Annotated in this window: 23 protein-coding genes and 1 pseudogene; 16 read left to right on the top strand and 8 right to left on the bottom strand. The window is 66.4% G+C overall.

The window, feature by feature from the left end; translation table 11 throughout:
• Positions 1-335: 335 nt before the first annotated feature.
• The 8 genes from VF167_02830 (at position 336) to zapE (ending at position 9920) form a co-directional block, all read left to right on the top strand.
• Positions 336-3137: a PAS domain S-box protein gene (locus VF167_02830; protein ID HEX6924332.1), complete on the top strand. Its 2802-nt coding sequence runs from the start codon at positions 336-338 to the stop codon at positions 3135-3137.
• Positions 3138-3343: 206 nt separating this feature from the next.
• Positions 3344-3967 (top strand): hypothetical protein, encoded by a 624-nt coding sequence (locus tag VF167_02825; protein HEX6924331.1) that lies wholly within the window; start codon positions 3344-3346, stop codon positions 3965-3967.
• Between the two features lie 45 nt (positions 3968-4012).
• Positions 4013-5581 (top strand): HD-GYP domain-containing protein, encoded by a 1569-nt coding sequence (locus VF167_02820; protein HEX6924330.1) that lies wholly within the window; start codon positions 4013-4015, stop codon positions 5579-5581.
• A gap of 315 nt (positions 5582-5896) precedes the next feature.
• Entirely contained in the window at positions 5897-7135 is a 1239-nt protein-coding gene (locus VF167_02815; protein HEX6924329.1) for a DUF4105 domain-containing protein, read from the top strand.
• A gap of 46 nt (positions 7136-7181) precedes the next feature.
• Positions 7182-7538, top strand: a complete 357-nt coding sequence (locus VF167_02810) for an ArsC/Spx/MgsR family protein (GenBank protein ID HEX6924328.1) — start codon at positions 7182-7184, stop codon at positions 7536-7538.
• 198 nt (positions 7539-7736) lie between these two features.
• Positions 7737-8222 (top strand): GNAT family N-acetyltransferase, encoded by a 486-nt coding sequence (locus VF167_02805; protein ID HEX6924327.1) that lies wholly within the window; start codon positions 7737-7739, stop codon positions 8220-8222.
• Entirely contained in the window at positions 8219-8848 is a 630-nt protein-coding gene (locus VF167_02800) for a DNA-3-methyladenine glycosylase (protein ID HEX6924326.1), read from the top strand. Before VF167_02805 ends, VF167_02800 begins: the two co-directional genes overlap by 4 nt.
• Before the next feature lie 4 nt (positions 8849-8852).
• Entirely contained in the window at positions 8853-9920 is a 1068-nt protein-coding gene (gene zapE / locus VF167_02795) for a cell division protein ZapE (GenBank protein HEX6924325.1), read from the top strand.
• A gap of 161 nt (positions 9921-10081) precedes the next feature.
• Here the strand turns inward: zapE and VF167_02790 are convergent, their stop codons facing one another.
• The 3 genes from VF167_02790 to VF167_02780 form a co-directional block, all read right to left on the bottom strand.
• Complete coding sequence (locus VF167_02790) at positions 10082-10339, bottom strand: GlsB/YeaQ/YmgE family stress response membrane protein (GenBank protein HEX6924324.1); 258 nt, start codon at positions 10337-10339, stop codon at positions 10082-10084.
• 70 nt (positions 10340-10409) lie between these two features.
• Positions 10410-10841: an alternative ribosome rescue aminoacyl-tRNA hydrolase ArfB gene (gene arfB / locus VF167_02785; protein ID HEX6924323.1), complete on the bottom strand. Its 432-nt coding sequence runs from the start codon at positions 10839-10841 to the stop codon at positions 10410-10412.
• Between the two features lie 10 nt (positions 10842-10851).
• On the bottom strand, positions 10852-11328 hold the full coding sequence (locus VF167_02780) for an FKBP-type peptidyl-prolyl cis-trans isomerase (protein ID HEX6924322.1): 477 nt from the start codon (positions 11326-11328) through the stop codon (positions 10852-10854).
• Between the two features lie 105 nt (positions 11329-11433).
• Here VF167_02780 and VF167_02775 point away from each other — a divergent pair, with 105 nt between their 5' ends.
• Complete coding sequence (locus VF167_02775; GenBank protein ID HEX6924321.1) at positions 11434-12951, top strand: Mur ligase domain-containing protein; 1518 nt, start codon at positions 11434-11436, stop codon at positions 12949-12951.
• Positions 12952-13087: 136 nt separating this feature from the next.
• Here VF167_02775 and VF167_02770 read toward each other — a convergent pair whose 3' ends face one another.
• The 3 genes from VF167_02770 to VF167_02760 are packed head-to-tail and all read right to left on the bottom strand — an operon-like array spanning position 13088 to position 15836.
• Positions 13088-14371, bottom strand: a complete 1284-nt coding sequence (locus VF167_02770) for a hypothetical protein (GenBank protein HEX6924320.1) — start codon at positions 14369-14371, stop codon at positions 13088-13090.
• Entirely contained in the window at positions 14368-14982 is a 615-nt protein-coding gene (locus tag VF167_02765; protein ID HEX6924319.1) for a hypothetical protein, read from the bottom strand. The genes VF167_02770 and VF167_02765 overlap by 4 nt, the downstream gene beginning before the upstream one ends.
• Entirely contained in the window at positions 14982-15836 is an 855-nt protein-coding gene (locus tag VF167_02760; protein ID HEX6924318.1) for a serine hydrolase, read from the bottom strand. The genes VF167_02765 and VF167_02760 overlap by 1 nt, the downstream gene beginning before the upstream one ends.
• A gap of 94 nt (positions 15837-15930) precedes the next feature.
• Between VF167_02760 and VF167_02755 the strand changes: the two genes are divergently transcribed.
• On the top strand, positions 15931-16170 hold the full coding sequence (locus tag VF167_02755) for a hypothetical protein (protein HEX6924317.1): 240 nt from the start codon (positions 15931-15933) through the stop codon (positions 16168-16170).
• Here the strand turns inward: VF167_02755 and ispG are convergent.
• A pseudogene (gene ispG / locus VF167_02750) lies at positions 16137-17375 on the bottom strand (flavodoxin-dependent (E)-4-hydroxy-3-methylbut-2-enyl-diphosphate synthase). The gene VF167_02755 and the pseudogene ispG overlap by 34 nt on opposite strands.
• A gap of 217 nt (positions 17376-17592) precedes the next feature.
• A complete protein-coding gene (locus VF167_02745; protein HEX6924316.1) occupies positions 17593-18249 on the bottom strand; it encodes a methyltransferase domain-containing protein in 657 nt (218 codons plus the stop codon).
• A 302-nt stretch (positions 18250-18551) separates the two neighbouring features.
• Here VF167_02745 and VF167_02740 point away from each other — a divergent pair, with 302 nt between their 5' ends.
• The 6 genes from VF167_02740 to VF167_02715 all read left to right on the top strand — a co-directional run bounded on the left by VF167_02740 (position 18552) and on the right by VF167_02715 (position 25869).
• Positions 18552-19790 carry a HAMP domain-containing sensor histidine kinase gene (locus VF167_02740; GenBank protein ID HEX6924315.1) on the top strand — a complete coding sequence of 413 codons (1239 nt, stop codon included), beginning with the start codon at positions 18552-18554 and terminating at the stop codon, positions 19788-19790.
• A gap of 10 nt (positions 19791-19800) precedes the next feature.
• Entirely contained in the window at positions 19801-21162 is a 1362-nt protein-coding gene (locus VF167_02735) for a sigma-54 dependent transcriptional regulator (GenBank protein HEX6924314.1), read from the top strand.
• A 158-nt stretch (positions 21163-21320) separates the two neighbouring features.
• Positions 21321-23081, top strand: coding sequence for a hypothetical protein (locus tag VF167_02730; protein ID HEX6924313.1), 1761 nt, complete (start codon positions 21321-21323; stop codon positions 23079-23081).
• Positions 23078-23716, top strand: a complete 639-nt coding sequence (locus VF167_02725; protein HEX6924312.1) for a DUF4390 domain-containing protein — start codon at positions 23078-23080, stop codon at positions 23714-23716. Before VF167_02730 ends, VF167_02725 begins: the two co-directional genes overlap by 4 nt.
• A 38-nt stretch (positions 23717-23754) precedes the next feature.
• Positions 23755-24810, top strand: a complete 1056-nt coding sequence (locus tag VF167_02720) for a mechanosensitive ion channel domain-containing protein (GenBank protein ID HEX6924311.1) — start codon at positions 23755-23757, stop codon at positions 24808-24810.
• A 3-nt stretch (positions 24811-24813) separates the two neighbouring features.
• Entirely contained in the window at positions 24814-25869 is a 1056-nt protein-coding gene (locus tag VF167_02715; GenBank protein ID HEX6924310.1) for a hypothetical protein, read from the top strand.
• Positions 25870-25871 lie beyond the last annotated feature (2 nt).

The following is a 25871-nucleotide window of genomic DNA, read 5'->3' as shown; positions in this document are numbered from 1 at the left end:
ACCTCGCCAGGGCCGGAGCCCCGAATTGACCGCATGCACCGCACTTGTAGGGCTGCGTCACTGAAGCATCGGCGCGACCTCGAGGGAAGGGGAGCAGTTCGTGTCCAGGACGCGCAAATCACAGTCACGTCGAGGATTGCTTCGCCTGGCGGCGGGGATTACCTTGCGCTAGCCGTCCTCCGCAGCAGAACCCCTCCCGGTTCCCGCCGTGCGTGGCCCCGAAACGACGTAACTCGAATCGTTGCAGAGAGAAGGGGTTTCTGCCGAGACTCCGGTAGGCGTCTATGTCGGGAGCGGACTGGCGCGAGTTTGTTACACCATTACTGCCAGGGGCAGTGCCACCGATAGACTCCTCCGACCGCGAGCACAGACGCTCATCGACCAGCCGCGTTGCGGACGGCGGTCCCGGTGCGCCCGTGCTGCACGGACTGGCGCGCTCGGCCGCGCGCGCTCTCTCCGCGCCGGTCGGTCTGCTGGCGGTGCAGGAGGGGGAGAGGCTGTCGCTGGCCTCCTGCTGGGGGTTGGAGGAGCCGCTGGGCCGAAAAGCCAAGAGCACGCTCGTCCAACTTCTGGGCAGTACCGCCGCGTCCGCGAACGGTCAGGTCCACCCTGAGGACCTGATCTCGCGTGGCCTGCAAGAGAAGCTGGCGGACGCAGGCATCGAGGTCGCCTCCGCCGCTGCCGTGATGATCCTGGACGCCGTCGGCGAAAGGCTCGGCGTGCTCGGCGTGGCCGATCGGCAGCGGCGGGAGTGGGATCCGGACGAGATCGAGCTGCTCCATGACCTGGCTCTCCTGGCGGAGCCCACCCTGGCCGAGCGTGGTCGGCACCGCGACGACGAGAAGGAGCGGCAGGTCCGCTTCCGCTCGCTGGTCGAGAACTCCACTGATCTCCTGGCGATCCTGTCGCCGGGGGCCACCCTCGTCTACGTCACGCCCTCCGTGGAGCGGGTGCTCGGGTACGACCCCGAACACCTGGTCGGACAGAACACCTTCTCACTGACCCATCCCACGGATGCCCCGCGCGTGATGGAGGGTCTGGCGCGCGTGCTGCGCGGCCAGGAATGTCGCGAGCCGATCGAGTGCCGCCTGCGCCACCACGACGGCTCGTGGCGCACCTTCGAGGTCACTGCGCGGAACCTCCTGGACGACCCGGCGGTCGACGGGATCCTGGTGAACGCCCGCGACATCACCGCCGTGCGCGACGCCATGGAGTCGCAGCGGCGGCTGCAGACCTTCCTGGAAGCGACTCCCGACTTCATCGCCCTTTTCGACCCGCGCGGTCGGGCGCTGGCGGTGAACAGCGCCTTCCGCCGCGTCGCGGGACTGGAGCCCGAGGACGACCTCTCCTCCGTCACGGTGACCGACCTCTTCCCGCAACCGGTCACCGATCTGCTTCTACGCGAAGGGATCCCCACCGCGATCCGCGATGGGGTCTGGTCGGGCGAGACGATGCTGATAGCGCCCGATGGCCGGGAGATCCCCACCTCGCAGGTAATGCTCGCGCACAAATCGCCCGGGGGGACGGTGGAGTTCCTCTCCACCCTGGCGCGCGACATCACGCAGCAGAAGCAGGCCGAGGCGGCGCTCCGCCGCAGCGAAGCACACTTCCGGTCCCTGATCGAGAACGCCCTCGACATCATTACTGTGCTCGACGCGGAAGGCGCCATCCTCTTCGACAGCCCTTCCGTTCGCCGCCTGCTCGGTTACGAGCCGAACGAGCTGCTGGGCCGCAACTACTTCGACCTGATCCATCCGGAAGACGTCGCGCGGGTGCGGGAGGCTTTCAACGCGGCGATCCGCAGCGGCAACCTCACGCAGCCCGTCGAAGCCCGGGTGCGGCATCGGGATGGCTCCTGGCGGGTGCTGGAGTCGGTGAGCGAGAATCTGCTGGACGACCCGGCGGTGGCCGGTGTGGTGGTGAACTCCCGTGACGTCACCGAGCGCCGTCAGGCGGAGGAGGAGTTGCACGAGAGCCGCGAGCAGCTGCTGCAGGCGCAGAAGATGGAGGCGGTCGGCAGGCTCGCCGGCGGCGTCGCTCACGACTTCAACAACCTGCTCACCGCGATCAAAGGGTTCACGGAGCTGTTGCTGCTCGATTTCGATCAGCGCGATCCACGCTATCCCTTCGCCCACGAGATCCAGGCCGCGGCCAATCGCGCCGCCTCCCTCACGCGCCAGCTCCTGGCCTTCAGCCGCAAGCAGGTGCTCCAGCCGCGGGTGATGGATCTGAACTCCTCGGTCAAGGACATGGAGAAGATGCTCCGGCGCCTGATCGGGGAGGACGTGGAGCTGATCACGGAGCGTGCGCCCGACCTCGGGCAGGTCCGCGCCGACCCCGGACAGATCGAGCAGATCCTTCTCAACCTGGTGGTGAACGCCCGCGATGCGATGCCGAGCGGCGGGCGGCTATCGATCCGCACCTGGAACGAGGAGATCACTCCCGAGCAGGCACAGCGCCACGGCGAGGCGGCACCCGGCCGGTACGCCGTTCTCTCCGTGCGGGACACGGGGTCGGGAATGACGCGCGAGATCCAGCAACGGATCTTCGAGCCGTTCTTCACCACCAAGGACCAGGGGCGGGGGACCGGCCTCGGCCTCTCGACCGTCTACGGCATCGTGCAGCAGAGCGGTGGATTCGTCACGGTGGAGAGCGAGCCGGGAGAGGGGGCGGAGTTCCGGATCCACCTTCCTCTGGTGGACGAGGAGGTCCCGGTACCGGAGCGGCGCCTCGAATCGAGCCTGGTGGAAGGCACCGAGACGGTCCTGCTGGTGGAAGACGAGAAGGCGGTTCGCGTGCTGGTCCGTCGCGTGCTCGACCGGATGGGCTATACGGTGCTCGAGGCGGAGAACGGGCAGGAGGCGCTGGAGATCATGGCCAACCGCTCGGAACCCGTGGACCTGCTCCTGACCGACGTCATCATGCCGGGGATGAGCGGCCGCGAGCTCGCCGACGCGCTGCAGAAGACACATCCCGACCTCCGTGTTCTCTTCATGTCGGGCTACACCGATGAAGCAATCAGCCAGCATGGCGTGCTGGTATCGGGTGTGGCCTTCCTGGAGAAACCCTTCACGCCGGACATCCTGCTCCGCCGCGTCCGCGAGGTCCTCGGTACCCCCGCTGAGGCACAGCGCTGACCGCCCTTCCCACGGTATCCCCTCACTAAAGTTTTCAGAGCCGCTGCCGATAATCGCATGCAGGGAAACTTTGGCCGTTCACCGCCGAGCTTCCCGAAGGTCATGCCGGGGTTGCACTTCCCGGGGCGATTTCATTGACGAGCACGGCACGTTCTCTCCTCCTTCGCCGAAACGCTGGTCGACATTTTCAGAGACAGGGAGACAAGATGAAAGCATCGAAGTGGATGCGCCGATCCTCGCTGGCCGTGTTGGCCCTGGCGGCGATCCTGGGAGGGTGCGAGCAAGCCGACTCCGGCCTGACGCTCGAGCCGAAGCACGAGGAGGAGCAGATCCTTCTGAGCTGGAAGTTCGGTAACGGCTACACGGTCGTGGCCGAGACCGAGGAGTCGGTTGGCTCGGTGGAAGCGATCATCGGCCCGGCGGGCGGGACGCTGGCGCTGGGCAAGCACCTGCTGCTCGTCCCGCAGGGCGCCGTTACCGCCGATACGAAGTTCCGGATCGTGAAGGAGGACGGCGATCACGTGCGTCTCCACCTGACCGCTTCGCGCCACGGGGACAACGACGTCGGTCGTCTCGGCTTCCGGCGTCCCGTGCGGCTGATGCTCAGCTACGAGGGGGCGCGCAACGTCTCGTCGAGCCAGGTCAACGGGCTGCAGGTGATGTACATCCGGCCCGATCAGAAGGTCGAGCCGCTCCCCTCGATGGTGAATTACTACGATCGCTGGGTGGGCACCGATCTGCGGCACTTCTCGGAGTACGGGATCGGCTGGCCCAACCTGACGCGGACCGTCACCGGCTTGCTTGGAGGACTGCTGGGCGGGCTGTTCTAGACCACCGCTGTACTTCCTTGCACTGCCTCTGACGAGGAGCGTTAGATGTTGCAAGCCCTGATCGAGTCCGGGAGGGAAGCCCAGCGGACCGGGGCGTGGGACGAGGCGTTGGCGCACTTCGAATCCGCGCTCCAGATGCTGCCCTCCGAGGGCGAGGAGAAAACGCGAGCCGACCTGCTGCGGTGGATGGGCACCGTGCAGGCCGAGCGCGGCAATCTCGAAGGGGCGTGGGAAAGATTCGAGGCGAGCCGAACGGTGGCGGAGGCTGCCGGTCTGCGCGAGCAGGTAGGCTCGGCGCTGGTGAGCCAGGCCGGGGTGGAGCTGTTGCGAGGCAACCTCGAGCTGGCAGCGGATCTCTTTCTGCAAGCCCGCGGGATCGCGGAGGACGTAGGTCAGGAGCGGTTGGTGGCTCTCATCGACATGAACCTGGGGATCATCGCCAACATTCAGGGGAACGTGGCGATGGCCCTGCTGAGCTACCGGTCGAGCCTGGATCGGTACCGCCGGCTGGGAGATGATTTCTCGGCCACGCGTGCGCTGATGAACATGGGGATGGCGCACGTGGACCTGGCAGAGTGGGACGCGGCGGACAGTTGCTTCGGGGAGGCGAGCGACATCGCCAGCCGCACCGGCGATGCGGTGATGACCGGCCGGATCGAGCTGAACCGGGCGGAGCTGCACCTGAAGCGGCGTCGCTTTCAGGCGGCGCAGGAAAGCGTAGATCGATCGCTGCACATCTTCCATCGGCTGCGCACGAAGAGCGCGATCGCGGAAGCGTACAAGTTCTACGGGATCCTGTACCGCGAGACGGGTAAGCCGGAGCAGTCGGACACCCACTTTGCCCTGTCGTTGGGGATGGCGGAGGCCTGCCAGAACCGACTGCTGCAGGCGGAAACGCAGCTGGAGTGGGCGCTGCTGCACCTGGAGGAAGAGCGCAAGCAGGAGGGCGTGCTCTATCTCAACCGTTCCCTGCAGCTCTTCCGGCAGCTGAAAGCCGAACGGGAGGTGTTGGACATCGAGCGCCGCCTCGAGCGTCTGAAGGAGCTGTATCTGCCGGCAGTGAAGGGGTGGGGCGCTAACCTGGCGGAAGCAAAGGATCCGTATCAGGTGGGCCACGCCCAGCGAGTGGCCGACTACGCCACCAAGCTGGCGCGCGAAGTGGGGATGACCGGTTGGGATCTGACCTGGCTGCGGGTCGGGGCGTTCATCCACGATCTGGGTAACATGGCGGTCCCGGAGGAAGTTCTCCGCAAGGCGGACGACCTCAACGAGCAGGAGAGGGAGCTCATGAAGGTGCACACCATCATGGGCGACTCGATGGCGAAGCAGCTGGACTTCCCCGACGAGGTGCGGCCGATCGTGCGCAGCCACCACGAGCAGTGGGCTGGCACGGGCTATCCGGATCGGCTGGCGGGAGAGGAGATCCCCTTCTCGGCCCGCATCGTGAGCCTGGCGGACGTCTACGATGCCCTCACGAGCCCTCGCAGCTTCCGCCCCGCGTACAGCCGCGAAGAGGCGCTGGCGCTGATGCAGCGCGACGCGGAGAAGATGTTCGATCCGCAGCTCTTCGGGTTGTTCGAGGATATGATGAGGAAGGGAGGGTTTGACGGCTGAGGCTGGCTGGTGGAGACGGGGCAGGGAGCAAGAAGCCAGGAGCCAGAAGCCAGAAGCAGGGAGTTAGGAGTTAGAAGTTAGGAGTCAGGAGGGAGAAGCCGGGTGCCAGAAGATGCGAGTTCTGGTGCCTGGCTTCTTGCTTCTGGCTCCTGGCTCCTGGCTTCTAACTTCCATTCTTCACCCTCTGACGCCTCAACTCCTACCTCCTACCTTCTAACTCCTGACTCCTGACTCCCTGCCTCCATTAGCGCCTTCCGCCCTAACACCCTACCTTGTCGCCCCGAACAATCGGCTTCAACCCAGCCCGTTGCTCCCGTGGCGAAAAAACTTCCCATCCTCATTGCCCTGCTGTTCGCGCTGCTCGGCGCCGGGGGGCGCGCCGAACTGGCTGCCCAGACAGAAGGGGACCACCTCACCGTCTACCTCCTGACCATGGGGACGGGGGACGCGGTGTGGGAAAAGTACGGGCACAACGCGCTCTGGATCCGAGACGAGCTGCGCGGGATCGACCGGGTCTACAACTACGGCGTCTTCGACTTCAATTCGCCGGGGTACTGGAGCCGCTTCATCAAGGGCAACTGGCTGTACCAGCTCGCGGTTTCCGACATGGAGCTGACGCTGTACCAGTACGGCTACCTCAACCGCACGGTGGTCGCGCAGGAGCTGGCGCTCACCGGACCGCAGAAGGCGGAGCTGGCGCGGTTCCTGGAGTGGAACGCCCTTCCGGAGAACAGGGAGTACCTGTACGACTACTTCCGGGACAACTGCTCCACGCGCATCCGCGATGCACTCGACCGGGTACTCGGGGGCCGGCTTCGCCAAGCGACCGAAGGCGTGGAGACCGGTACCACCTACCGCTGGCACAGTCGGCGTTTGATGGCCGGGCTACCGATCGTCTACGCGGCGCTGAATGCCGGTCTCGGCCCGGCCGCGGACCGACCGATCGACGCCTGGGAGGAGATGTTCCTGCCGGAGAAGGTGCGCGAACGCGTGAGCGAGCTCACCGTGGCCGACGAGCAGGGGAATCCGCGTCCCCTGGTCCGCTCGGAGCGAGTTCTTTACGAGGCGGTCGGGCGTGGGCCGGATCGACAGGCGCCGCCTGCCTGGACGCTCGGCTTCCTGGCGATCGGGCTGGTGGTGGCCGCGGTGATCGGGGGCCTGGCGCTGCTGGGCCGGCGTAGCGCCATCGGGCGCTTTGGCTTCGCCGCGCTGGGCAGCCTCTGGTCGTTGCTGGTGGGGGTCGGGGGTGCTCTACTGGTCGGGCTCTGGGCGTTCACCAACCACGTGGCGGCACACCGGAACGAGAATCTGTTCCAGTTCGACCCGATCGCACTGCTGTTGACCGTGCTGATTCCTGCCGCGGTGTACGGGGTTGGCTGGGCCCGGCGTCCGACGAAGTACGCGGCCATCGCCCTGGCCGGATTCTCGCTGCTGGGCTTCGTCCTCCAACTGCTTCCCGGCATCGACCAGGTCAACGGTGAGGTCATCGCACTGATCCTTCCGGTCAACGTGATCCTGGCCTGGAGCGTTGTTGGGGAGCAGTGGAAGGCGTAGTCGCGCGGATGGCTCGAGTCGGTCCGGTCAGGGAGGGCTTGCGCGCATGAACGTCCAGATCTTCGGAACCCCGAAGTGCAGGAATACTCAGAAGGCGCTGCGCTTCTTCAAGGAGCGACGGGCCGAGATCCACTACGTCGACCTGACGCGGAAGGCCGCCTCTCTGCGGGAGCTGGAGCGCTTCGCGCGCCGATTCGGGCCGGAGGCGCTGCTCGATCGCGACTCCAAGCAGTTCCGCAATCGAGGGCTGCACGTCGCCCACCTCCCCGAATCCCGGATCCTCCCTCTCCTCGTGGAAGATCCACTCCTCCTCCGCACCCCTCTGGTCCGCCGCGGCACCGAGGTGACGGTGGGATTGGCAGAGGACACGTGGCGGGCATGGGCGGCCGACAAAGAATTTTGAATTTTGTATTTTGAGTTTTGAATTACGAATTACGAATTACGGATTACGAATTACGGATTCGAGCTCGCGTCCGGCTCCGCTGTTAGAACACGATTCGCCGCGAATGGGAATCTTCAGTTCAAAATTCGAAATTCAAAATTGGTAATTCGTAATTCGTAATTCGTAATTCGATTTCCAGACTCCCTTCGAGCGGACGGAATGACCTCTATTCGTCCGGCCACGGCCGCCGATTTCGAACGCTTCATCTCTCTCGTCGATGCGCTGGCCGAGTACGAGAAGCTGGAGCCCCCTGACGCGGAAGCCCGCGAGCGGCTACGCCGCGACGGCTTCGGGGAGCAGCCGCGCTTCCACGCCTACCTGGCCGAGCTGGACGGGAAAGCGGTGGGGTATGCGATCACCTACCACACCTATTCTTCGTTCCTGGCCAGGCCCACCTTGTTCCTGGAGGACATCTTCGTCCTTCCCGAGGCGCGAGGACGTGGAGTGGGACGGGCTTTCTTTCGCTATCTTGCGGCGCGGGCGGTGGAGGAGGGGTGCGGCCGCATGGAATGGATGGTCCTGGACTGGAACGAGCCGGCGATTGATTTCTACGAGCGGTTGGGGGGTCGCCGGCTGGAGGAATGGTACACCTATCGATTGACGCGTGAGCGCATGATCGAGCTGAGCAGGGAGAACTCGCATTGAGCACACGGCGTCCGGAGCGAACCAGCATGCCGCCGGAGGCGGTCGAAGCGCTGCGCGCGTCCGACCCGGTGCTGCGCGACCTGATCGACCGGATCGGGCCGTTCGAGCCCTCGCACGAGCCCGACCTCTGGTGGTCGCTGGTGGACGCGATCGCGAGTCAGCAGCTCTCGATCAAGGCGGCCGCGACCATTCTCGGGCGTATCGAAGCGCTGGGGCCGGACGGCCGTCGTCCTACGCCGGCGGAGATCCTCGCCTTCCCCGACGAGACCTTGCGGGCGTGCGGCCTGTCTCGCGCCAAGGTGGTCTACCTCCGCGACCTCGCTACCCGCTGGCTGGACGGCACCCTGGAGCCCCATCGCTTCGACTCCTTCACGGATGACGAGGTCATCGAGCACCTGGTTCGCGTGAAGGGGATTGGCCGCTGGACGGCAGAGATGGTCCTGATGTTCACCCTGCGCCGGCCTGACGTTCTCCCCGTCGACGATCTCGGGTTGCGGATTGCCGTTCAGCAGGCATACGGGTTGGCGGAACGGCCTGGCCGGAAGGAGCTCGAGGCGCTGGGGGAGCGCTGGCGTCCCTGGCGCTCCATCGCCTCCTTCTATCTCTGGCGGAGCCGGCGGGTGTAGCTCTGTGCTGGATCTCGATCAGTTGGTCGGCTCGCTCCCGCCGCGCCCCGGTCTGGAGGAGCTACTGGGGAGCTTCGTTCCCTCCGCGCGCTTCAGCGATAAGCTTTTCGGCAACTACGCACCCCTCCATCCCTCTCAGACGTCTGCCGCGCAACGGCTCGAGCGACTGGCGCAGGAGCTGCGCGACTTGGCCGCTCCTTCAGGTCTGTTCGGGCGACTTGGCCTCCGGCGACGACGGCCGGGGTCTGGCTACGGCGTCTACCTCGACGGCGGTTTCGGCGTAGGCAAAACGCACTTGCTGGCGGCCCTGTGGCACGAGGCACCCTACCCTAAGGCGTACCTCACCTTCGACGAGCTGGTCTACTTTATCGGGCTGGCGGGTGTCGACGAGGCGCGGCGGGCATTCTCCACGCAGCGGCTAGCGGCGGTTGACGAGTGGGAGCTGGACGATCCCGGGAACCTCAAGCTCGCGCTCGCCTTCTTGCGCGGCGCAATCGCCGACGGGGTGAGGGTGGTGGTGACCTCCAACACCCTGCCGCTGGAGCTGGGGGCCGGCCGCTTCAGCCAGAAAGACTTCCTGGCAGAGGTGGAGGAGCTCGCTTCCGTCTTTGAGGTCGTGCGCATCGAGGGAGAGGATTATCGCCACAGGCGGTTCGATGCCTCGCCCGGCACGGATTACTTCCTGAGCGCTGAGAGGTTGGAGGAGCTGGCGGCGGGCGCCGGCCCGCGCGCGCTCCTCGCGGACTTCGGCGAGCTGCTCGCTGCCCTCGGACGCGTGCATCCGATCCGCTTCAAGGGTATGGTCGACCGGATCGAGGCGCTGTTCGTGCGCGACGTGCGTGCGATTCCGCGACTCTCCGACGCGCTGCGCTGGGTGCACTTCGTGGATACCCTCTACGACAGCGCCGTCCCGTTCGTCGCAAGCGGCTCCACCCCGCTGGGCTCGTTGTTCAGTCCTGACGCTCTGGCGGGACCCTATGGGAAGAAGCTGTCGCGGTGCCTGTCGCGGATGGAGGAGATGCTGCGGGAATCGAGCGTCGCGCCGGCGGCGGTAGGAGAGGCGGGTGGCTGAAAAAAGGAAAGCGCGAAGGCCCCGTGTGACAGCCTGTCATTCTGAAGTGCCAGCGAAGGGATCGCGTGCGTCTACGATCCCTCGCGTCGCTCGAGATGATAAAGAGATCAGACGGGGTCCTCGCGCTTTGCTGATCTGGGGCGCTTATCGTAGAGCAGCGGCTAGGCCGGCCGGCGTCGCCCCACGAACATCCGGTAGATCCAGAGGAGCAGCAGGGCGCCGAGAATCGCCCCGATGAAGCCCGTCGGGCCCATGTCACGTCCCGGCACGATCAGGCCCAGGATCCACCCACCTACGACCGCGCCGGCAATTCCGAGCAGGATGGTGACGATAATGCCGCCCGGATCCTTCCCCGGCATGATGAACTTCGCGATTGCGCCCGCGATTCCGCCGATGATGATCCACCACAAGATCGACATACCACCCTCCAGGGATAGGTGAACAGGACCAAACGCCCTACCTCAGACCGCAAGCAAGAGCAATGCCCGCTCACTCGCTGTCTACCGGTCCGCGCAAACGCTTGATTTCCGAACGGCGCTTTTTGGCCTTCAACCGCTCCTCGCGTGCGGACCTTGGCGGTTTGGTCTTGCGGCGAACCTTGGGAACTTGGAGCGCTTCGGCCAGCAGCTCCACGAATCGCTCGGTGACCCTCTGGCGATTCTGTAGCTGGCTACGACTTCCGCCCTCCGCGAGCAGGAGCTGCCCCTCGGAGTTGATCCGATTGGCCAGCTTATCCAGCACCCTTTTTCGCTGTTGCTCGGTAAGACTGGGCGAGTCGAGTACGTCCCACACCAGCTCGACGCGGGTGGAGGACGTGTTCACGTGCTGCCCACCCGGGCCTCCTGCCCGCGAGGCCCGGAAAGACAGCTCAGATCGAGGGATGGAGACCGATTCGGTGATACGCAGCGGCGGGTCGGTCACGACCGGCGCGTCACTGAGTTGCGATCAGCTCCACGTCGAAGATGAGGTCCGAATTGGCGGGAATCACAACGTCGCCGGTCTGCGGATCCCGGACGTCCTGGTTCCCGTAGGCGAGGTTCGGCGGAATGAACAGCCGCCGCTGCTCGCCGACGCGCATCCCGACCACGCCGAATACGAAGCCGGGAATGAGGTTCTCGACTCCCGGGGTGAAGGTCAGGGTGCCCGAATCGAATTCGGTTTCGTCCTCGAGCATGCCGGTGTACTCGACCTGCAGGGTGGAGCACCAGCGTGACTCCTGCTGAGACGCCCCCTGCGCGAGCTGCAGGTAGCGAAGCCCGATCTGGGTCTCGACCGTGTCGCCCGAAGTGCCGGTGACCTGGTTGCTGAACGGCTGGCAATCGACACCCGTCGCATCGTCCAGACAGGCGGTGAGGGCCGACATTCCTATCGCCAACAACGCGGTCGCGGCGAGCGATTTCTTCAACATCGTACTCCTCGGCAGTAATAGGGTTGTGGAAGAAGCGCGTGCCGGGGGGGAGTCTGAACAGTCGCCCGCCTGACACCTCTTGGTAAGAACGATTGGAAGACAAAAATGATAGCAACTACCGCACCGGTGCACTACCACCTCATTGGAATCGGCGGAACTGCCATGGCTTCGCTGGCGGGACTGCTGCGTGCGGCGGGGCACCGGGTGACCGGTTCCGACTCCCAGGTCTATCCCCCGATGTCCACGCAGCTCCAGGAATTGGGGATCGAGTATGCGGAAGGGTACCGCCCTGAAAACCTGCGCCCGGTTCCCGACATGGTGATCGTGGGCAACGCCATCTCCCGCGGGAATCCAGAGCTGGAGGCGGTGCTCAATCACAAGATACCATACACGTCGGCGGCGGCGACAATCAAGGAAGAGTTTCTGCGCCGGCGGCGCGTGCTGGCGGTGGCCGGCACCCACGGCAAGACCACTACCACCTCCGTCCTGGCCTGGGTTCTCGACGTCGCCGGGATGCGCCCGTCGTTTCTGATCGGGGGTATCGCCGAGAACTTCGGCGCCTCTTTCCGGCTCACCGACTCCGACATCTTCGTGATCGAGGCGGACGAGTACGATACCGCCTACTTCGACAAGGGTCCGAAGATGTGGCACTACCTGCCGGAGATCGCGATCGTCAACAATCTCGAATTCGATCACGCCGACATCTACCGGGACGAGGAGGCGTACGTCTGGGCCTTTGCCCGTTTCGTCAACTTGATCCCCGGCAATGGACGGCTGATCGCCGGGTGGGATTCTCCGCTGGTGAGGGAGCTGGCTGAAGCATCCTGGGCGCCGGTGGAGGGCTTCGCCTTTGCGACCGGGGAGACCGCCTCGACACCACCGGCGCAGCCCGCGCTACGGCGCAGGGACGTGGTGGGCACGAGCTCGACCCTGCAGCGTCCCCCGCTCGGTCCGCAGCCGCGGTGGACCGCCGCCGACGTCGAGTTCGGGACCACGGCCACCCGGTTCCGGGTGCTCCGTGATGGCGAGGACTGGGGGCAGGTGGAGACGCCGTTGGCCGGCGCTTTCAACGTGCGGAACTGCCTGGCGGTCATCGCGGCGGCCACTACCGCAGGCGCGCCTGCCGAGAGGATCATCGAGGGCCTGAGGACCTTCCGCAGCGTGCGGAGGAGGATGGAGGTGCGCGGAGAGGTGGGAGGGGTGACGGTGATCGACGACTTCGCCCACCACCCGACCGCTGTGCGCGAGACGATCGAAGCAACGCGGCAGCGCTTCATGGGCAGGCCGGTGATCGCCGTCTTCGAGCCTCGGAGCTATACCGCGCAGCGCAAGGAGTTCGAGGAGCCCTACATTCGTTCCTTTACCGGAGCCTCCCGGGTCATCCTGGCAGGCCTCTTCCACCCGGAGCGCTACGCCGACGGCAGCGCGCTGAACCCACACGCGGTGGTGGAGGCGCTGCGCTCTTCCGGCACCCCCGCCGACTACATTCCCGAAGTCGACGCCATCGTGGATCGCCTGGTCGCGGAGCGACAGGGGAATGAGGTGGTTCTGATCATGTCGAACGGAGGATTCGGAGGGATTCACGATAAGTTGCTGCAGGCGCTGGGCGCTTCTGTCGCCTGACGACGGGGTTGACCGCTTGTCTCGGGTCGTCCGCGGCCCGCACATGGCCACGTATATCGTGCGACCGGGTCCGCGGTCCTCGGAACTGTTGCCTCTCGTCGCGCGGATCAGCTTGCACGCACCACCCAGCGAAACCTCAAGAAACCCGCTCCCAGCTCTCCAGGTGTCGGATCAGGTAGTCGATGGGAAAGGTGTGGAGAGAGCCGTTGTCGTCTCGGCGGAAGACGACCTGCGTCCACCCCTGCATGCGCACCGGGGTGTAGTAGTGGCTATGCATGCGCAGCTTCTGGCCGGAGATGGCTCGGATGAGCACGCGCTCGTAGAGGGAGCGGGAGAGCTTGTGCTCCGGGAAGAGATTGTCCCAGGTGCACAGGCGGCCGACGTCCTCGTACCCTACCGGGCGGTCGGGCAGTTCCAGGAGTGAAGGAGCGCGACTGCCGATCACCGAGCCGATCAGGCGGAAGGTGAAAGGGTCGGACAGCTGTTGGATGACACGCCAGAAGTAGCGGACAGTGCGACGGGCGATCTGACGCAGGCTCAACGTCTCCCCGCTGGTGACCGCCCAGGACGGTTCGTCGATGTCCGCGCGAAAGGGGTTGCGGGGATAACAGTCCTTTCGCGCGAGCCAACCCTGCCGTGAGGTATGCGGGATCGGCTTGAAATCCCGCATGACCGGAAGGCCGCGCTGTTCGAGCTGCACGAGCTCGAACGACGGCCATCTCATCACGCTCCGCACGATGCCGGTGATGAGGGTCGCGGTGGCGATCATCAACGAGGGGCTGGGGGTGAAGTCGGCGGTGACCTCGATGCGGTCGCCGCGCGGTCGAACCCCGATCCCGGTAGAGCGAGGGTTGGCGGCCAGCAGCATAACCGGGGGCGGGAGGAGGTAGGTGAGGACCAGCGCCAGGTCTTCGACCGAGCGTCCGTTGGCGCGCAGGGCGCGCGGAAGCTCGAAGGAGATGTTGTAGTGGGTGCTGAAGCCGACCAGCCGTGCGTCGTGCCGCGTCGAACGCTCCCACCGATCCAGCGCGCTCCGCACCTCGAGCACCCCCTCCCATAGCGACCGACCAGCCCGGGCAGCGCACCCGCGCGCGATCTCGATCACCGGCGTGGCGACCTCGATCACCCCGGTATCAAAGTAGACCGCTCCGCCGGTGTTGAGGTGGTAAGAGGTTCCGACGCGGTGCATCCGCCCCCCGCCCAGGAAGGAGCGAGGGTCACCGAAAACCCGCTCCGGCCTCGCCGGACGACCATCCACCACCAGGGAGAACTCGGCCTCTAGCCCGATTGCGGCAAGCTGGAGTCGTCCCGGAGGGAGCTCGTCCTTTCCTGCCTTTTTCGTCGACTCTCCAGCGTGGCTTCCCGCGCGGTTAGGTTCGCTCTCCCCGCTCCCCCCCGATCCGTCCCGCGGAGCGCTCATACATCCATCTCGACTGCATCCGGGGCGTCGTGCGGTACGACCGTGACGAACCCCAGGTCCACGTGAACATGATCGAAAGCATGGCCTGGCGCCTCGCCGTACGGGCGAGTCCACACCCCGGGAAGCACGTCGCGAGCCAGGCGCGTGTACTTTTCGATGCGTTCACGCGAGTCCATCAGCTCGTCGCCGATCCGGTAGATGTCGGCCGCGGTCCCCCACATGTGCGGTGAGGCGACCGTTGAGAGAGCGTGCCCGGGCGACCGGTACCCGCCGTTCGCCGCCACCCGCACGATGGTGCCGACGCGGAGGCGGAAGAGCTCCAGGTGGGCTGCCAGCAGCGTAATCGCGCAGGGGATGTAGCGGGGGAAGCTCGCTGCTGCGGGGTGTTCGCGGAAGTCGACGTCGATCAGCTCCCACAGCCCGAAGTGCGGAGTGAGTTGCGTCTTCAGCGCCTCCTCCCAGCGGGCCACCTCATAGAAGTAGCGTGGGAGCCGCCGGGAACGACCGGCGCGATCGTGCACGCACTCCGAGGGGCGCAGCACCTCCCGTTGCCGACGGTCCAGGTCGAACCCATCCACAATCGGGAGAGGAAGGGAAGGAAGCAGCGCCATCAGTCCTCTCCTTCGGTGAGGTGCTCGTAGATCGCGCGCGAGATGTTCGCGAGCGTTTCCCGTCGCCCGGAGGTGCGGTTGGGCGACCATTCGGTGAGGATGGCCAGGGCATACGGCTTCCGGTCCGGCAGGTAGACCAGCCCGGTATCGTGCGCCACGGTCGAGATCTCTCCGGTCTTGTTCGCCACCCGGGCGTCGTCGGGGAGACCCGCGGGGATGCCGCTGCGGAATTCCTGGGCGTGCAGGATCTCCAGCATCTGGTCACAGGCCTCGGCAGAGAGAGCGCGGCGCTCCTCGATGAGGCGCAGGACCTGCACCAGACCCTCCGCTGTGACCCGGTTGTTGATCCCTTCCTGGAAAGCTCGCTCGTCTTCCACTCCCCTCCGCAGCTCGACCCCCTCCACCCCTAAGTCGTCCAGGGTCTTGCGCACCTGGTCGATCCCCACCGCGTCCAGCAGGAGGTTCGTGGCGAGATTGCTGCTGGTGACGATCATGTGCCGGGCCAGGTCCACCAGCCGCATCGTCTTGCCGATGTAAGCGTGCACCTCCGAATTGGCATCGCGGCCGGCTTCCACGCGATAAGCCGAGCCGTCGACCACGCTGTAGAAGCGGTTGCGGACGTGGATCCGGGAGCTCAGGGTGAGGTCCTGGTGTTCGATTGCCGCAAAGACGCCGACCAGTACCGGCACCTTGATGGTGCTTGCGGCGTGCATCCAGCGATCGCCGTCGTAACTGAAGTGCCGGCCCGTCTGGTAGTCGTGGAAGACGACCGACGCGGCCTCCGCGCCGGCCTCCCGGATCGTTGCGATGATCCGCTCGCGGAGCTCCGCTTCCTTCTTGTTCTGTGGTGTCATGCTGGCGGTGGTAGGAAGGGGGGATGCCGGGCGGTGGCAATGCATCTTCAACGCCAGTTAGGCGTTGGCAGCTCTTCGAGGGCCAGTCGGAACGATGGCGAGCTCCAGCGAGCTCGTGCGTGACGGGCTCCCCACCGCCGCGCGGGTGGCGTGGGTGTATCTGCGTGGATGCGGATGTAGCTGGAAGTTCGGGAGCGCCGTGCCCGCGCGGATGGAGGGGCGCCCGTGCAGGGTGGAGGGGCGCGCGGTGGAGCGCCGGCGCGGGCTGACTGATGCAGTGCCCGCGTGCGCCGGCGCGCCTCAGCTCGCCGAGGCGGCCTTCCGGGCGGGGTAATGGGTCTCGACGTACTCGTCGAGGATGCGCTGGAACTCCTCGGCGATGTGGTCGCCCCGGAGGGTGGTGACGTGCTCTCCGTCCACGTAGACGGGAGCCTTGGGCTCCTCAAAGGTGCCCGGCAGGGAGATGCCAATGTTCGCGTGGCGCGACTCGCCCGGACCGTTCACCACGCACCCCATCACCGCGACCTTCATCTCCTCCACGCCGGGGTGCGTCTGCCGCCAGACCGGCATCTGATCGCGCAGATAGGTCTGGATGTCCTCCGCCAGCTTCTGGAAGTAGGTCGAGGTGGTGCGGCCGCAGCCCGGACAGGAAGTTACCTGCGGGGCAAAGCTGCGGATCTCGAGAGACTGGAGGATCTGCTGTGCGACGTGCACCTCCTCGGTGCGGTCGCCTCCCGGTCTGGGCGTCAGGCTGACGCGGATGGTATCGCCGATGCCCTGCTGCAGCAGGATGGCGAGGGCGGCCGTGGAGGCCACGATGCCCTTGGTTCCCATCCCCGCCTCCGTCAGCCCGAGGTGCAGCGGGTAGTCGCAGAGGGCCGCGAGACGCTGGTAGACCCTGATCAGGTCCTGCACTCCGCTCACCTTGGCGGACAGGATGATGCGATCGTGCCCCAGGCCGATCTCCTCGGCCAGCCGCGCCGAGCGCAGTGCGCTCTCGATCATCGCGGCGCGAAGCACCTCCTGCGCGTCCAGCCGCTCGGCTTCCGGTCGAGCGGCATTCGCGTCCATCATGTCGGTCAGGAGCGCCTGGTCGAGGGAGCCCCAGTTGACGCCGATCCGGACCGGCTTGTCGTGCCGCAGTGCCTGCTCGATGATGGTGGCGAAGTTCTCGTCGCGCCGCTTGGCCCCCACGTTACCGGGGTTGATGCGGTACTTGGCGAGCGCCGCGGCGGTATCCGGGTAGCGGGTGAGCAGCAGGTGGCCGTTGTAGTGAAAGTCGCCCACGATGGGGACACTCACGCCGCGCTTGTCGAGCCCCTCGACGATGTGGGGAACCGCACGCGCAGCCTCGTCGTTGTTGACGGTGACCCGCACGATCTGGCTCCCGGCACGCCACAGGGCGGCGACCTGCCGAATCGTCCCCTCGACGTCCGCGGTGTCGGTGTTGGTCATCGACTGCACGACCACGGGGTGCCCGCCGCCGACCGGAACACCGCCGACCTCAACGGTTACGCTCTGTCGCCGCTCGATCATTCCGCAGTGATGCTCTGAAGTCGCACGAAGTGCAAGAAAGAATAAAAGTTAACATCCGGTGGGGGTTCGAGTCGAGATCCAGGAGGCGTGGTGGAGGCCTCGGACGAGGTAGGTAGGTCCTGCAAGAGAGCCGAGTGGGAAGGTCGGTAAAGGAACCGTGCAGGAAAGCCGGTCAGGAAGGCGGGTGCCAGGTTGTGAAGCGAGGGTGGTGGCGAACCGGTCAGCCGCGACGAATGGTGAGCAGGTGGATCTGCATCGGCCGCTCGGTGGGTCCGGGCACGAAGCGGGTGGCCTCCGCGCCAATGGTCCACCCGGCCGGGCCCAGGCGCTTGCGGAATCGAGGGAAGTGCGCACGACCAGGGTCCGCCAGCAGAAAGGAGCCCGCAGGCGAGAGGACTCTCGGCAGGAGGTTGATGATCATCTCGATGTTGCGGGCCTCGTAGAGGACGTCCGCCGCGATCACGAGGTCGAACTGGGGCAGGTCGGGCGGGGGGTCACGCCAGTCGAGCAGCAGTGTTTCCGGTGGCGGAAGCTGGTTCCGGCGCGCGTTCTCGGTGGCGAACTCGAGCGCCTCGGGGTAGTAATCCGAGGCCACCACCTGGACGCCGCGCCAGGCGAGGGTGAGCGAGGGAAGCGCGAGACCGCACCCTAGCTCGAGTACCGGCCCCCGCGGTGTGGGCCGATCGAGCAGCTCCTCGGCCAGCGCCCGCGCCGACGGCCAGAGTTCTGCCCAGTATGGCAACCGCTCGTCCACGTTGAAGGCGGACTCGTCGATGAGCGCTTCCGGCGACTCCGGTCCGACCAGCTCGACCCGGAAGTCGCCGTGCTCGAAGCGGTGCCGCCGCAGCGGATAGCGAGACGACAGGGAAGAAGACATCAAACAGATTAGAGATGTTGAAGCGGTTCTACCCCGATTTGCGAGCAGTCGCTTGTGACGACCTCGGGGGATCGCGCTATCATCCGCCCGAACTTCACAGCGCGAGCGCAGCCTCGCCACACCCAGTGCGCGACTCCTATCGACAAACGACTGACGCCCGGCTCAGGTAACTTCTAGTTTCTGTCATCTGATCCCGACACCCAACACCTGGTACCTGACAACCGAAAAACGGATAGCGAAAAGCGGACAACGGATACCGAATGACCGATCGCCAATAGCTGACAGCCGATTGCCCTGGACTCGTGCCTTCCCCTCGCGGCTCGTTCGAGCGCCGGCTGCTGCTGGCGCTGCTGCTCTTCTCGCTACTCCCCTCGCTGATCCTGCTGGGGTTGGGGACGTACGTACTTTCGCAGGTAGTGGAGCTGCACACGTCGCCGGCGGCGTGGGAGCAGGTGCGGGCCAGCGGCCAGCGGCTTCTCGACCTGGCGGAGTCGAGCGGCGACCCGGCGCTGGCGGAGGCGGCGAGCGAGCATCGGGCGGTGCTCGATTTCTCATTGCAGCAGTCCCGGCTGTGGGATTACCTGAACGCCCGCGTGCTGCGGATCATTCCGGTGGTGGCGTTCCTCTTCGCCGTTCTGCTGGTCCTGCTCGCCCTCCGCTCCTCGCGTCGCATGGCGCGCCTGCTCTCCCGTCCGATCCGAGAGCTGGTCGGCTGGTCACAGCTGGTCGCTCGGGAGGAGCCGCTGCCACCCCCGGCTTCAGGAAGCGACGCTCCGGGTGAGTTCGCGGTGCTGCGGGATGCCTTCCGGAACATGGTGGAGGAGCTGAAGCTCTCCCGCGCCCGGGCGTTGGAGGCGGAGCGCGCGCGCACCTGGGTCACCATGGCGCGCAGCGTCGCGCACGAGTTGAAGAACTCTCTCACGCCGCTCCAGCTCGCTCTGCGCGCCATCGAGCGCGGGGCGGCGGACGAGCCAGCGCTCCGAGAGCCGCTCGAGGTGGCTACCGCGGAATCGGCTCGCCTCGAGGAGCTGGCCCGAACCTTCACGCACTTCGGCCACCTTCCGGAGGGGCCGACCAGCGAGGTGGACCTGGTCGAGCAGCTCGACTATTTGCTACGCACCCATCTGCCCTCAGAGATCGATCACGAGCTGATGGCCCCGCCCGACATTCCCCGAGTGCAGGCCCATCACGACGCGCTGTCCCGCGCCTTCGCGAACCTGCTGCTGAACTCGGTGGAGGCGCTGGGCGGCGGACCCGGGCGGGTGAGCGTCGCCCTCTCCAGCGACAACGGCATCGTGAGCGTGCGGGTGATGGACACGGGGCCAGGGATTCCGGAGGAGCAGCTCGACCGCATCTGGGATCCGGACTTCACCACCAAGTCCCGGGGCACTGGCCTCGGCCTCGCCCTCGTGCGCCGGACGGTGCAGGCCCACGGAGGGTGGATCGAAGCGCGCAATCGGCCGGAGGGAGGGGCGGAGTTTGTGGTGGAGATTCCGATTCGGGGTCGTGAGAAGGGAGAAGAACGGCGGCGCGGATTCTAGCTTCTTCAGAATGCCCTCCATCCTGATCGTCGACGACGAAGCGAACCTGCGGCGGATGATCGCCAGCGTGCTGCGGGCGGAGGGGTACGTCGTGCGGGAGGCGGATTCCGGGAGGGCGGGGCTGGCGGCAGTTCAGGCCGAAGCGCCGGACGTGATGCTCCTGGATCTGGTGATGCCCGGCGGGACAGGGCTGGAGACACTCCCTGACCTGAGATCGGCGGCACCCGACCTGCCCATTATCATGATGAGCGGCAAGGCCTCGCTCTCGGACGCCGTGCGCGCCACCAAGCTCGGGGCCTTCCACTTTCTGGAGAAGCCGCTCTCGCCCGACGCCTTGCTGTTGACGGTCCGCTCGGCGCTGGAGCTGCGCCAGGCGAGGGCGCTGAACGAGGCCCTGCGCGAGGAGCTCGGTGCGGACGACGAGCTGGTGGGCAGCAGCGAGACGATGCAGCAAGTACGCGAGCTGATCGAGCGGGTGGCCGCAACCGATGCTCGGGTGCTCATCACCGGGGAAAGCGGGACCGGCAAGGAGCTGGCGGCGTCCGCTATCCATCGACTCAGCCCGCGGGCAGCAAAGCCTTTCATCCGCGTCAACTGCGCCGCCATCCCGCGGGACCTGGTGGAGTCGGAGCTCTTCGGGCACGAGCGGGGGGCGTTCACCGGCGCTACGGAGCGCCGACGCGGTCGTTTCGAGCTCGCCGACGGTGGGACCCTCCTGCTGGACGAGGTGGGGGATCTCGGAGCCGAGGCGCAGGCGAAGCTACTGCGGGTGCTCGAGACGGGCGAGTTCGAGCGGGTGGGAGGGAGCACACCGCTGCGCGTCGACGTCCGTACGCTCGCCGCCACCAACCGCGATCTGCGGGCGGACGTGGCTGCCGGACGCTTCCGGGAAGACCTCTTTTTCCGCCTGCACGTCATCCCCCTTCACCTACCGCCCCTGCGGGAACGGCGCGAGGATGTCCCGGAGCTCGTGAGCCATCTGCTCGAGCGCCAGCGAAGCCGCATAGCCCTGCGCCCTCCTCGCCTCACTCCCGCTGCGCTGAACGCCCTGCAGCGTCACTCTTGGCCGGGGAACGTTCGCGAGCTTGCCAACATTGTCGAGCGGCTCACCATTCTTCATTCCGGAGCCGAAGTCGGCGCGGACGAGGTGCGTGCTCTCCTGGACCCGAGCCCCACGACCTCGTCGGATGGTGCGGGGTACGCGGACGACGAGTCTCTGAGCCTCACCGACAGGCTCGACGCCTTCGAACGGCAGGTGATCCAGCGCGCCCTCGATCGCGCCGGGGGGAACGTCGCCGAGGCGGCCCGCCAGCTCCACACCGACCGCGGTAACCTCTATCGCAGGATGCGCAGACTCCGGATCGACCGCTAAGTTCCGTGTCCCATCGACACGCGGAGGAAGCACGGACCCTTCCTTTGGCAGATGCAAATATGGTATCGACAAGGGCTTGCGATCGCAGGTCGCCCGGCATGGGGCGTGCCCACCCGGGCGGGCGGTTGTCCCGCCTCGTACCCCATTCTGGAGGCCGTATGCGGAAGGTTGCGCCGCTTGGCCTCGCGCTCGTGCTGTTGCTCCCCGCTGTCCTGCGAGCGCAGGAGCCCGTCGAGCCGGTCGGAGCAGACTCCATCAGCACGCTGGAGCTGCCCGACCAGGTGGCGGACTCGGTGGTGGCCGTCTTCAACGACCCCCTCCGCCTGCGCTTGATCGGCACGGCCACCGTGTCCGCCGGCGATACCATTGTGGGAAGTGTATCCGTGCTGGAGGGACCCTTGACGTTGGCGGGTCGGATCACCGGAGACGTGCTCGTGGTGAACGGTGACCTGCAGCTGGAGCAGGGAGCGTCGGTGGGTGGGAATGTGACGGTCGTGGGAGGACGGGTCGGCGGTCTCGAGAACGCGACGATCAGTGGTGCAGTCACCACGTACGCGGAGAGGCTCCGGTACCGCCGCAGCAACGGTGATCTGGTCCGCGCCGAGCGTCCCCGAGGGGGAATTGGCTTCTCCAATGCGTTCGAGTGGGGGCGGAGCGACTTTCTGATCGCGACCGGGGATAGCTACAACCGCGTGGAGGGGCTGCCGATCACCTTCGGTCCAAGGGTGCGGACCGAGGGATCGAACCCGCTGCGCGTGCACGCCCTGGCCATCTACCGCACCGAAACGGGGATCCGCATCGACACCGACGACCTGGGCTATTACGTCCAGGCGGAGCAGTTCCTAGGCGGGCGACAGGAGCTGCGTATCGGAGCGACCGCCCACTCGCTGGTGGAGCCGATCGAGGCCTGGCAGATGACCGACCTGGAGAGCGGACTCTCCACCTTCTTTCTGCACCGGGACTTCCGAGACCATTTCGAGCGTGAGGGCGTGAGCCTGTTCACGACCTGGAGCAGCGACCGGACACCCTTCTCCCTCACTGCAGCGCTTCGCTACGAGCGCCATCGGTCGCTTGCCTCCGGAAGCCCCTGGTCCATCTTCCGTAACGCCGAGGAGTGGCGCCCCGAGCCGCTGGTCGGAGAGGGAAAGGTCACGATTGCACGCCTCTCCGGCGCCTTCGATACCCGCAGCGATCCGCTCGAGCCATCCACCGGCTGGTACCTGCGCGGCCATATCGATCAGGGGCTGACCGGGGACCTGATCTACCCGGAATCCTTCGCGCCTGAAGGACCGGAGCCCGAGGGGCCCAATCTGCTGGTCGACGCGGGCGAAAGCTTTGGCCGGTTCTCCGCCGGCTTCATCGACATCCGTCGGTACAATCGGGTGGACCCGCGCTCCCGCCTGAACTTTCGACTTCTGCTCGGCGGCTCGCTGAGCGGCGAGCCGCTGCCGCCGCAATACCAGCATGCCATGGGGGGCGAGGGCACGCTTCCGGGATATGACCTGTTCAGCCTGGATTGCGGCGCGCGGTCGCGCACGGTGCATCGTTCCCTGGCCGACGTGGACGATCCCGAGGCTGCCGCCTACTTCCCGCGTTACGGATGCGATGCCTTTGCCCTCTTCCAGGCGGAGTACCGCGGCCGCTTCACCTTCCGCATGCGCTGGGATTCGGCGCCGTGGATGGACGACGACGATGAGGAAGTCGGGGTCGCCGCGGAGCCCACCTGGGAGTTCGCACCCGACTGGATCGTCTTCGTCGACGCGGGGCGGGGCTGGAATCTGGACAGCAGCACGGATGAGCCTCTCTCCGTCGACGTCGGGGCGGGACTGATGATCGGCCGCGTCGGGGCGTTCGTGGCGTTGCCGCTATCCGGCTCGGGCGGTCTGAATGCGTTCATCCGACTCGGCCCGCGCTTTTGATCGCTCTCCACCGGGCCGGTAGGGTTCTCTTCGGCCTCGCGCTGGCCCTCCTCTGCCTCACCTCGTACGCCGCCGCGCAGGCCACCGCGCGGCTGCAGATCCGGCAGGCGCCGCCCGAGCAGGGTTACGTGCCCGTGATCGATGCGGTCGGGCTGCTGAGGGATCCCGCGCTCCGCCGCGCGCTCGAGTCCGGCCTCCCGCTACGTTTTCGCCTGCGAGTGGAGCTGTGGGAGAATCGCTTCTTCGATCGGCTAGCGGGGGAGCAGGAGGTTGCGTTCGCCCTGACCCAGGATCCCCTCGACCGAACCTACAGCCTCACCGCACCGAACGGTGAGCGTCATTTTGCCACCCTGAGTCAGGCGGAAGCCGCCGTAGGGGCACAACTTCGCGTCAATCTCCGACCCCCACGAAGGGGCCGATTCTACTACCTTGCGCGCCTGGAGGTGGAGACGTTGTCGCTCTCCGACCTCGAGGAGTTGCGACGGTGGCTGCAAGGCGACGTGGGTCCGGCGGTGGAGGGGCGCGCCTCGCCTGAGAGCGCGGTGGAGAGCGGCCTCCGTCGACTGCTGGTGCGCGTGATCGGGCTTCCCACCCGGCGCCTCGAGGCCCGTAGCGGCACCTTCACCGTGCGCTGACTCGCCCTCTGGCACCAGAATCGCGAGCCACGCCCGCCATGATCCAGGGGACCTTACCAATCCCGCAGCCCGACAGCGTGGCCCTCCCCCTCCCGCAGACCCTCGAGCGCTGGCGGGACCTATACCTGCACGATCTCGGCGAGAAGCTGGTGGCGTTCGTGGTGATGGTGGTCGTGGTTTACGCCGTGACCCGCCTGATCCGCCGCCTCATCCGCGAGAACATCGAGGACATCAACCGTCGGCACATCCTGCAGAAGTGGAGCAGCTACGCCGCTGCCTTCCTGCTCGTCGTCTGCGGCGTCGCCCTCTTTGCGGATTCACTGCAAGGCCTGGGGACGGTCCTCGCGGTGCTGCTGGCCGGAATTGCGGTCGCCTTGCAGGACGTGCTGAAGTCCGTGGTCGGCTGGCTGTACATCTCCGGTCGATCGGGGATCGACGTGGGCAGTCGCATCGAAGTAAACGGCGTGCTGGGCGATGTGGTCGACATCGGCGTGCTCAAGACCACCGTGCTGGAAGTGGGGACGATCGTCTACGGCCGCCAGTCGAGCGGCCGGCTGGTCTCCATCCCCAACTATCGTCTGCTCTCCGACCAGGTGCACTTCCAGGGTGCCGAGAATCCATGGGCGTGGCAGGAGGTGCGCGTGACCATCACCTTCGAGAGCGACTGGAGGCGCGCCGAGGAGCTGATGCGGGAGATCGGCGATGAGGTCCATCAGGAGCTCGGGCCGGAGCTGGAGGCTGGCTTTCGCCGGCTGGAGCAGCGTTACGCCTTCAAGTACGGTACCTTGACGCCGATCGTGTACATCACCATCTCCGGCACCGGTATCGAGCTGACGCTGCGCTTCCTGACTGCCGTGCGCCGACATCGCGGTACGGTCGACCTGGTCAGCCGTCGAATCCTCGCGGCCTTCGCGGCGGAGCCCTCGGTGGAGCTCGCCCATCCCACCTACCGGGTGCATCGCCGGGGCGAGCCGGGGGGCGGGCTGCACGACAGCCAATCCTCCATGGCGGGAGCGATGGAGGGGGGCGAGCACGGGCTCCCTCCGCCCGACCTGCTGCGCGGGGTGGGGAAGGCGGACGAGGAGGCGAGCTGAGCCATGGCGCCCAACGAGTCCGCACGGGAGAGAAAGATGTGGCGCCGGGTGGGCACGCAGCAGGAGGGATTCGACTACCTCGCCCCCGACGGCACACCGATCGCCGATGAAAACGCCCTGGCCCGGATCCGCTCGCTGGCGATCCCCCCGGCCTGGACCGAGGTGCGGATCGCGCCCGCCGCGGGCGCGAAGGTGCAGGCGATTGGCATCGACGCCGCCGGGAGGAGGCAGTACATCTACAACCCCACCTTCGTGCGCCGGAACGCGAGGCGCAAATACCGCAAGCTTCTCTCCTTTGCCCGCGCGCTTCCCCGCCTGCGGGACGTCACCAACCAGCACCTGAAACAGGAGGGGCTCGGGCGCGAGAAGGTGCTCGCGACAGTGGTCCGGTTGATGGTGCGCGCCTTCTTCCGGGTGGGCAGCGAGCGCTACGCGGTGCGGAACCGAACCTTCGGCATCGCCACGCTGCAGAAGCGCCACCTGGCCATCGAGGGCAACAATCTCTCCTTCAGCTACCGCGGCAAGCGCAGCATCGATCAGCGGCGGGTGGTCGCCGCAACCCCGCTCGTGGAGATCATCCGCGAGCTGCTCGAGCTCCCGGGTGAGCGGCTCTTCAGGTATGTGGACGAGGATGGGACCGTGCGCGATGTGACCGCCCAGGACGTGAACCGCTATCTGAAGGAGATCCTGGGGGAGCGGTACACCTCGAAGGACATCCGGACCTGGGGCGGGACGCTGCGCGCGGCCACCATCCTGGCTGACCTGGGTCCGGCCAGAACCAAGCGCGAGGCGGAGAAGAACGTGGTGCTGATGTGCAAGCTCGTCTCGAGCGAGCTGGGCAACACGCCGTCCGTGTGCCGCAGCGCCTACATCCATCCCACGGTCGTCGAACGGTACCTGAAGGGACAGACGATCGAGCGAGTGATGCGGAAGGCGCCACGGCCGGTGGAGGCGGAGTCGCCGGTGGACTACTACCCGGAGGAGGCGGCGCTGATGAGGCTTCTGGACGGGGAGGTAAGGCCGCGGAGGAAGCGGAGGACTGGAGGAGTTAGGAGTTGAGG

It is taken from the genome of Longimicrobiaceae bacterium (genome assembly GCA_036375715.1).
Taxonomy (GTDB): domain Bacteria; phylum Gemmatimonadota; class Gemmatimonadetes; order Longimicrobiales; family Longimicrobiaceae; genus DASVBS01.
This window is presented reverse-complemented; position numbering and strand designations above follow the sequence as displayed.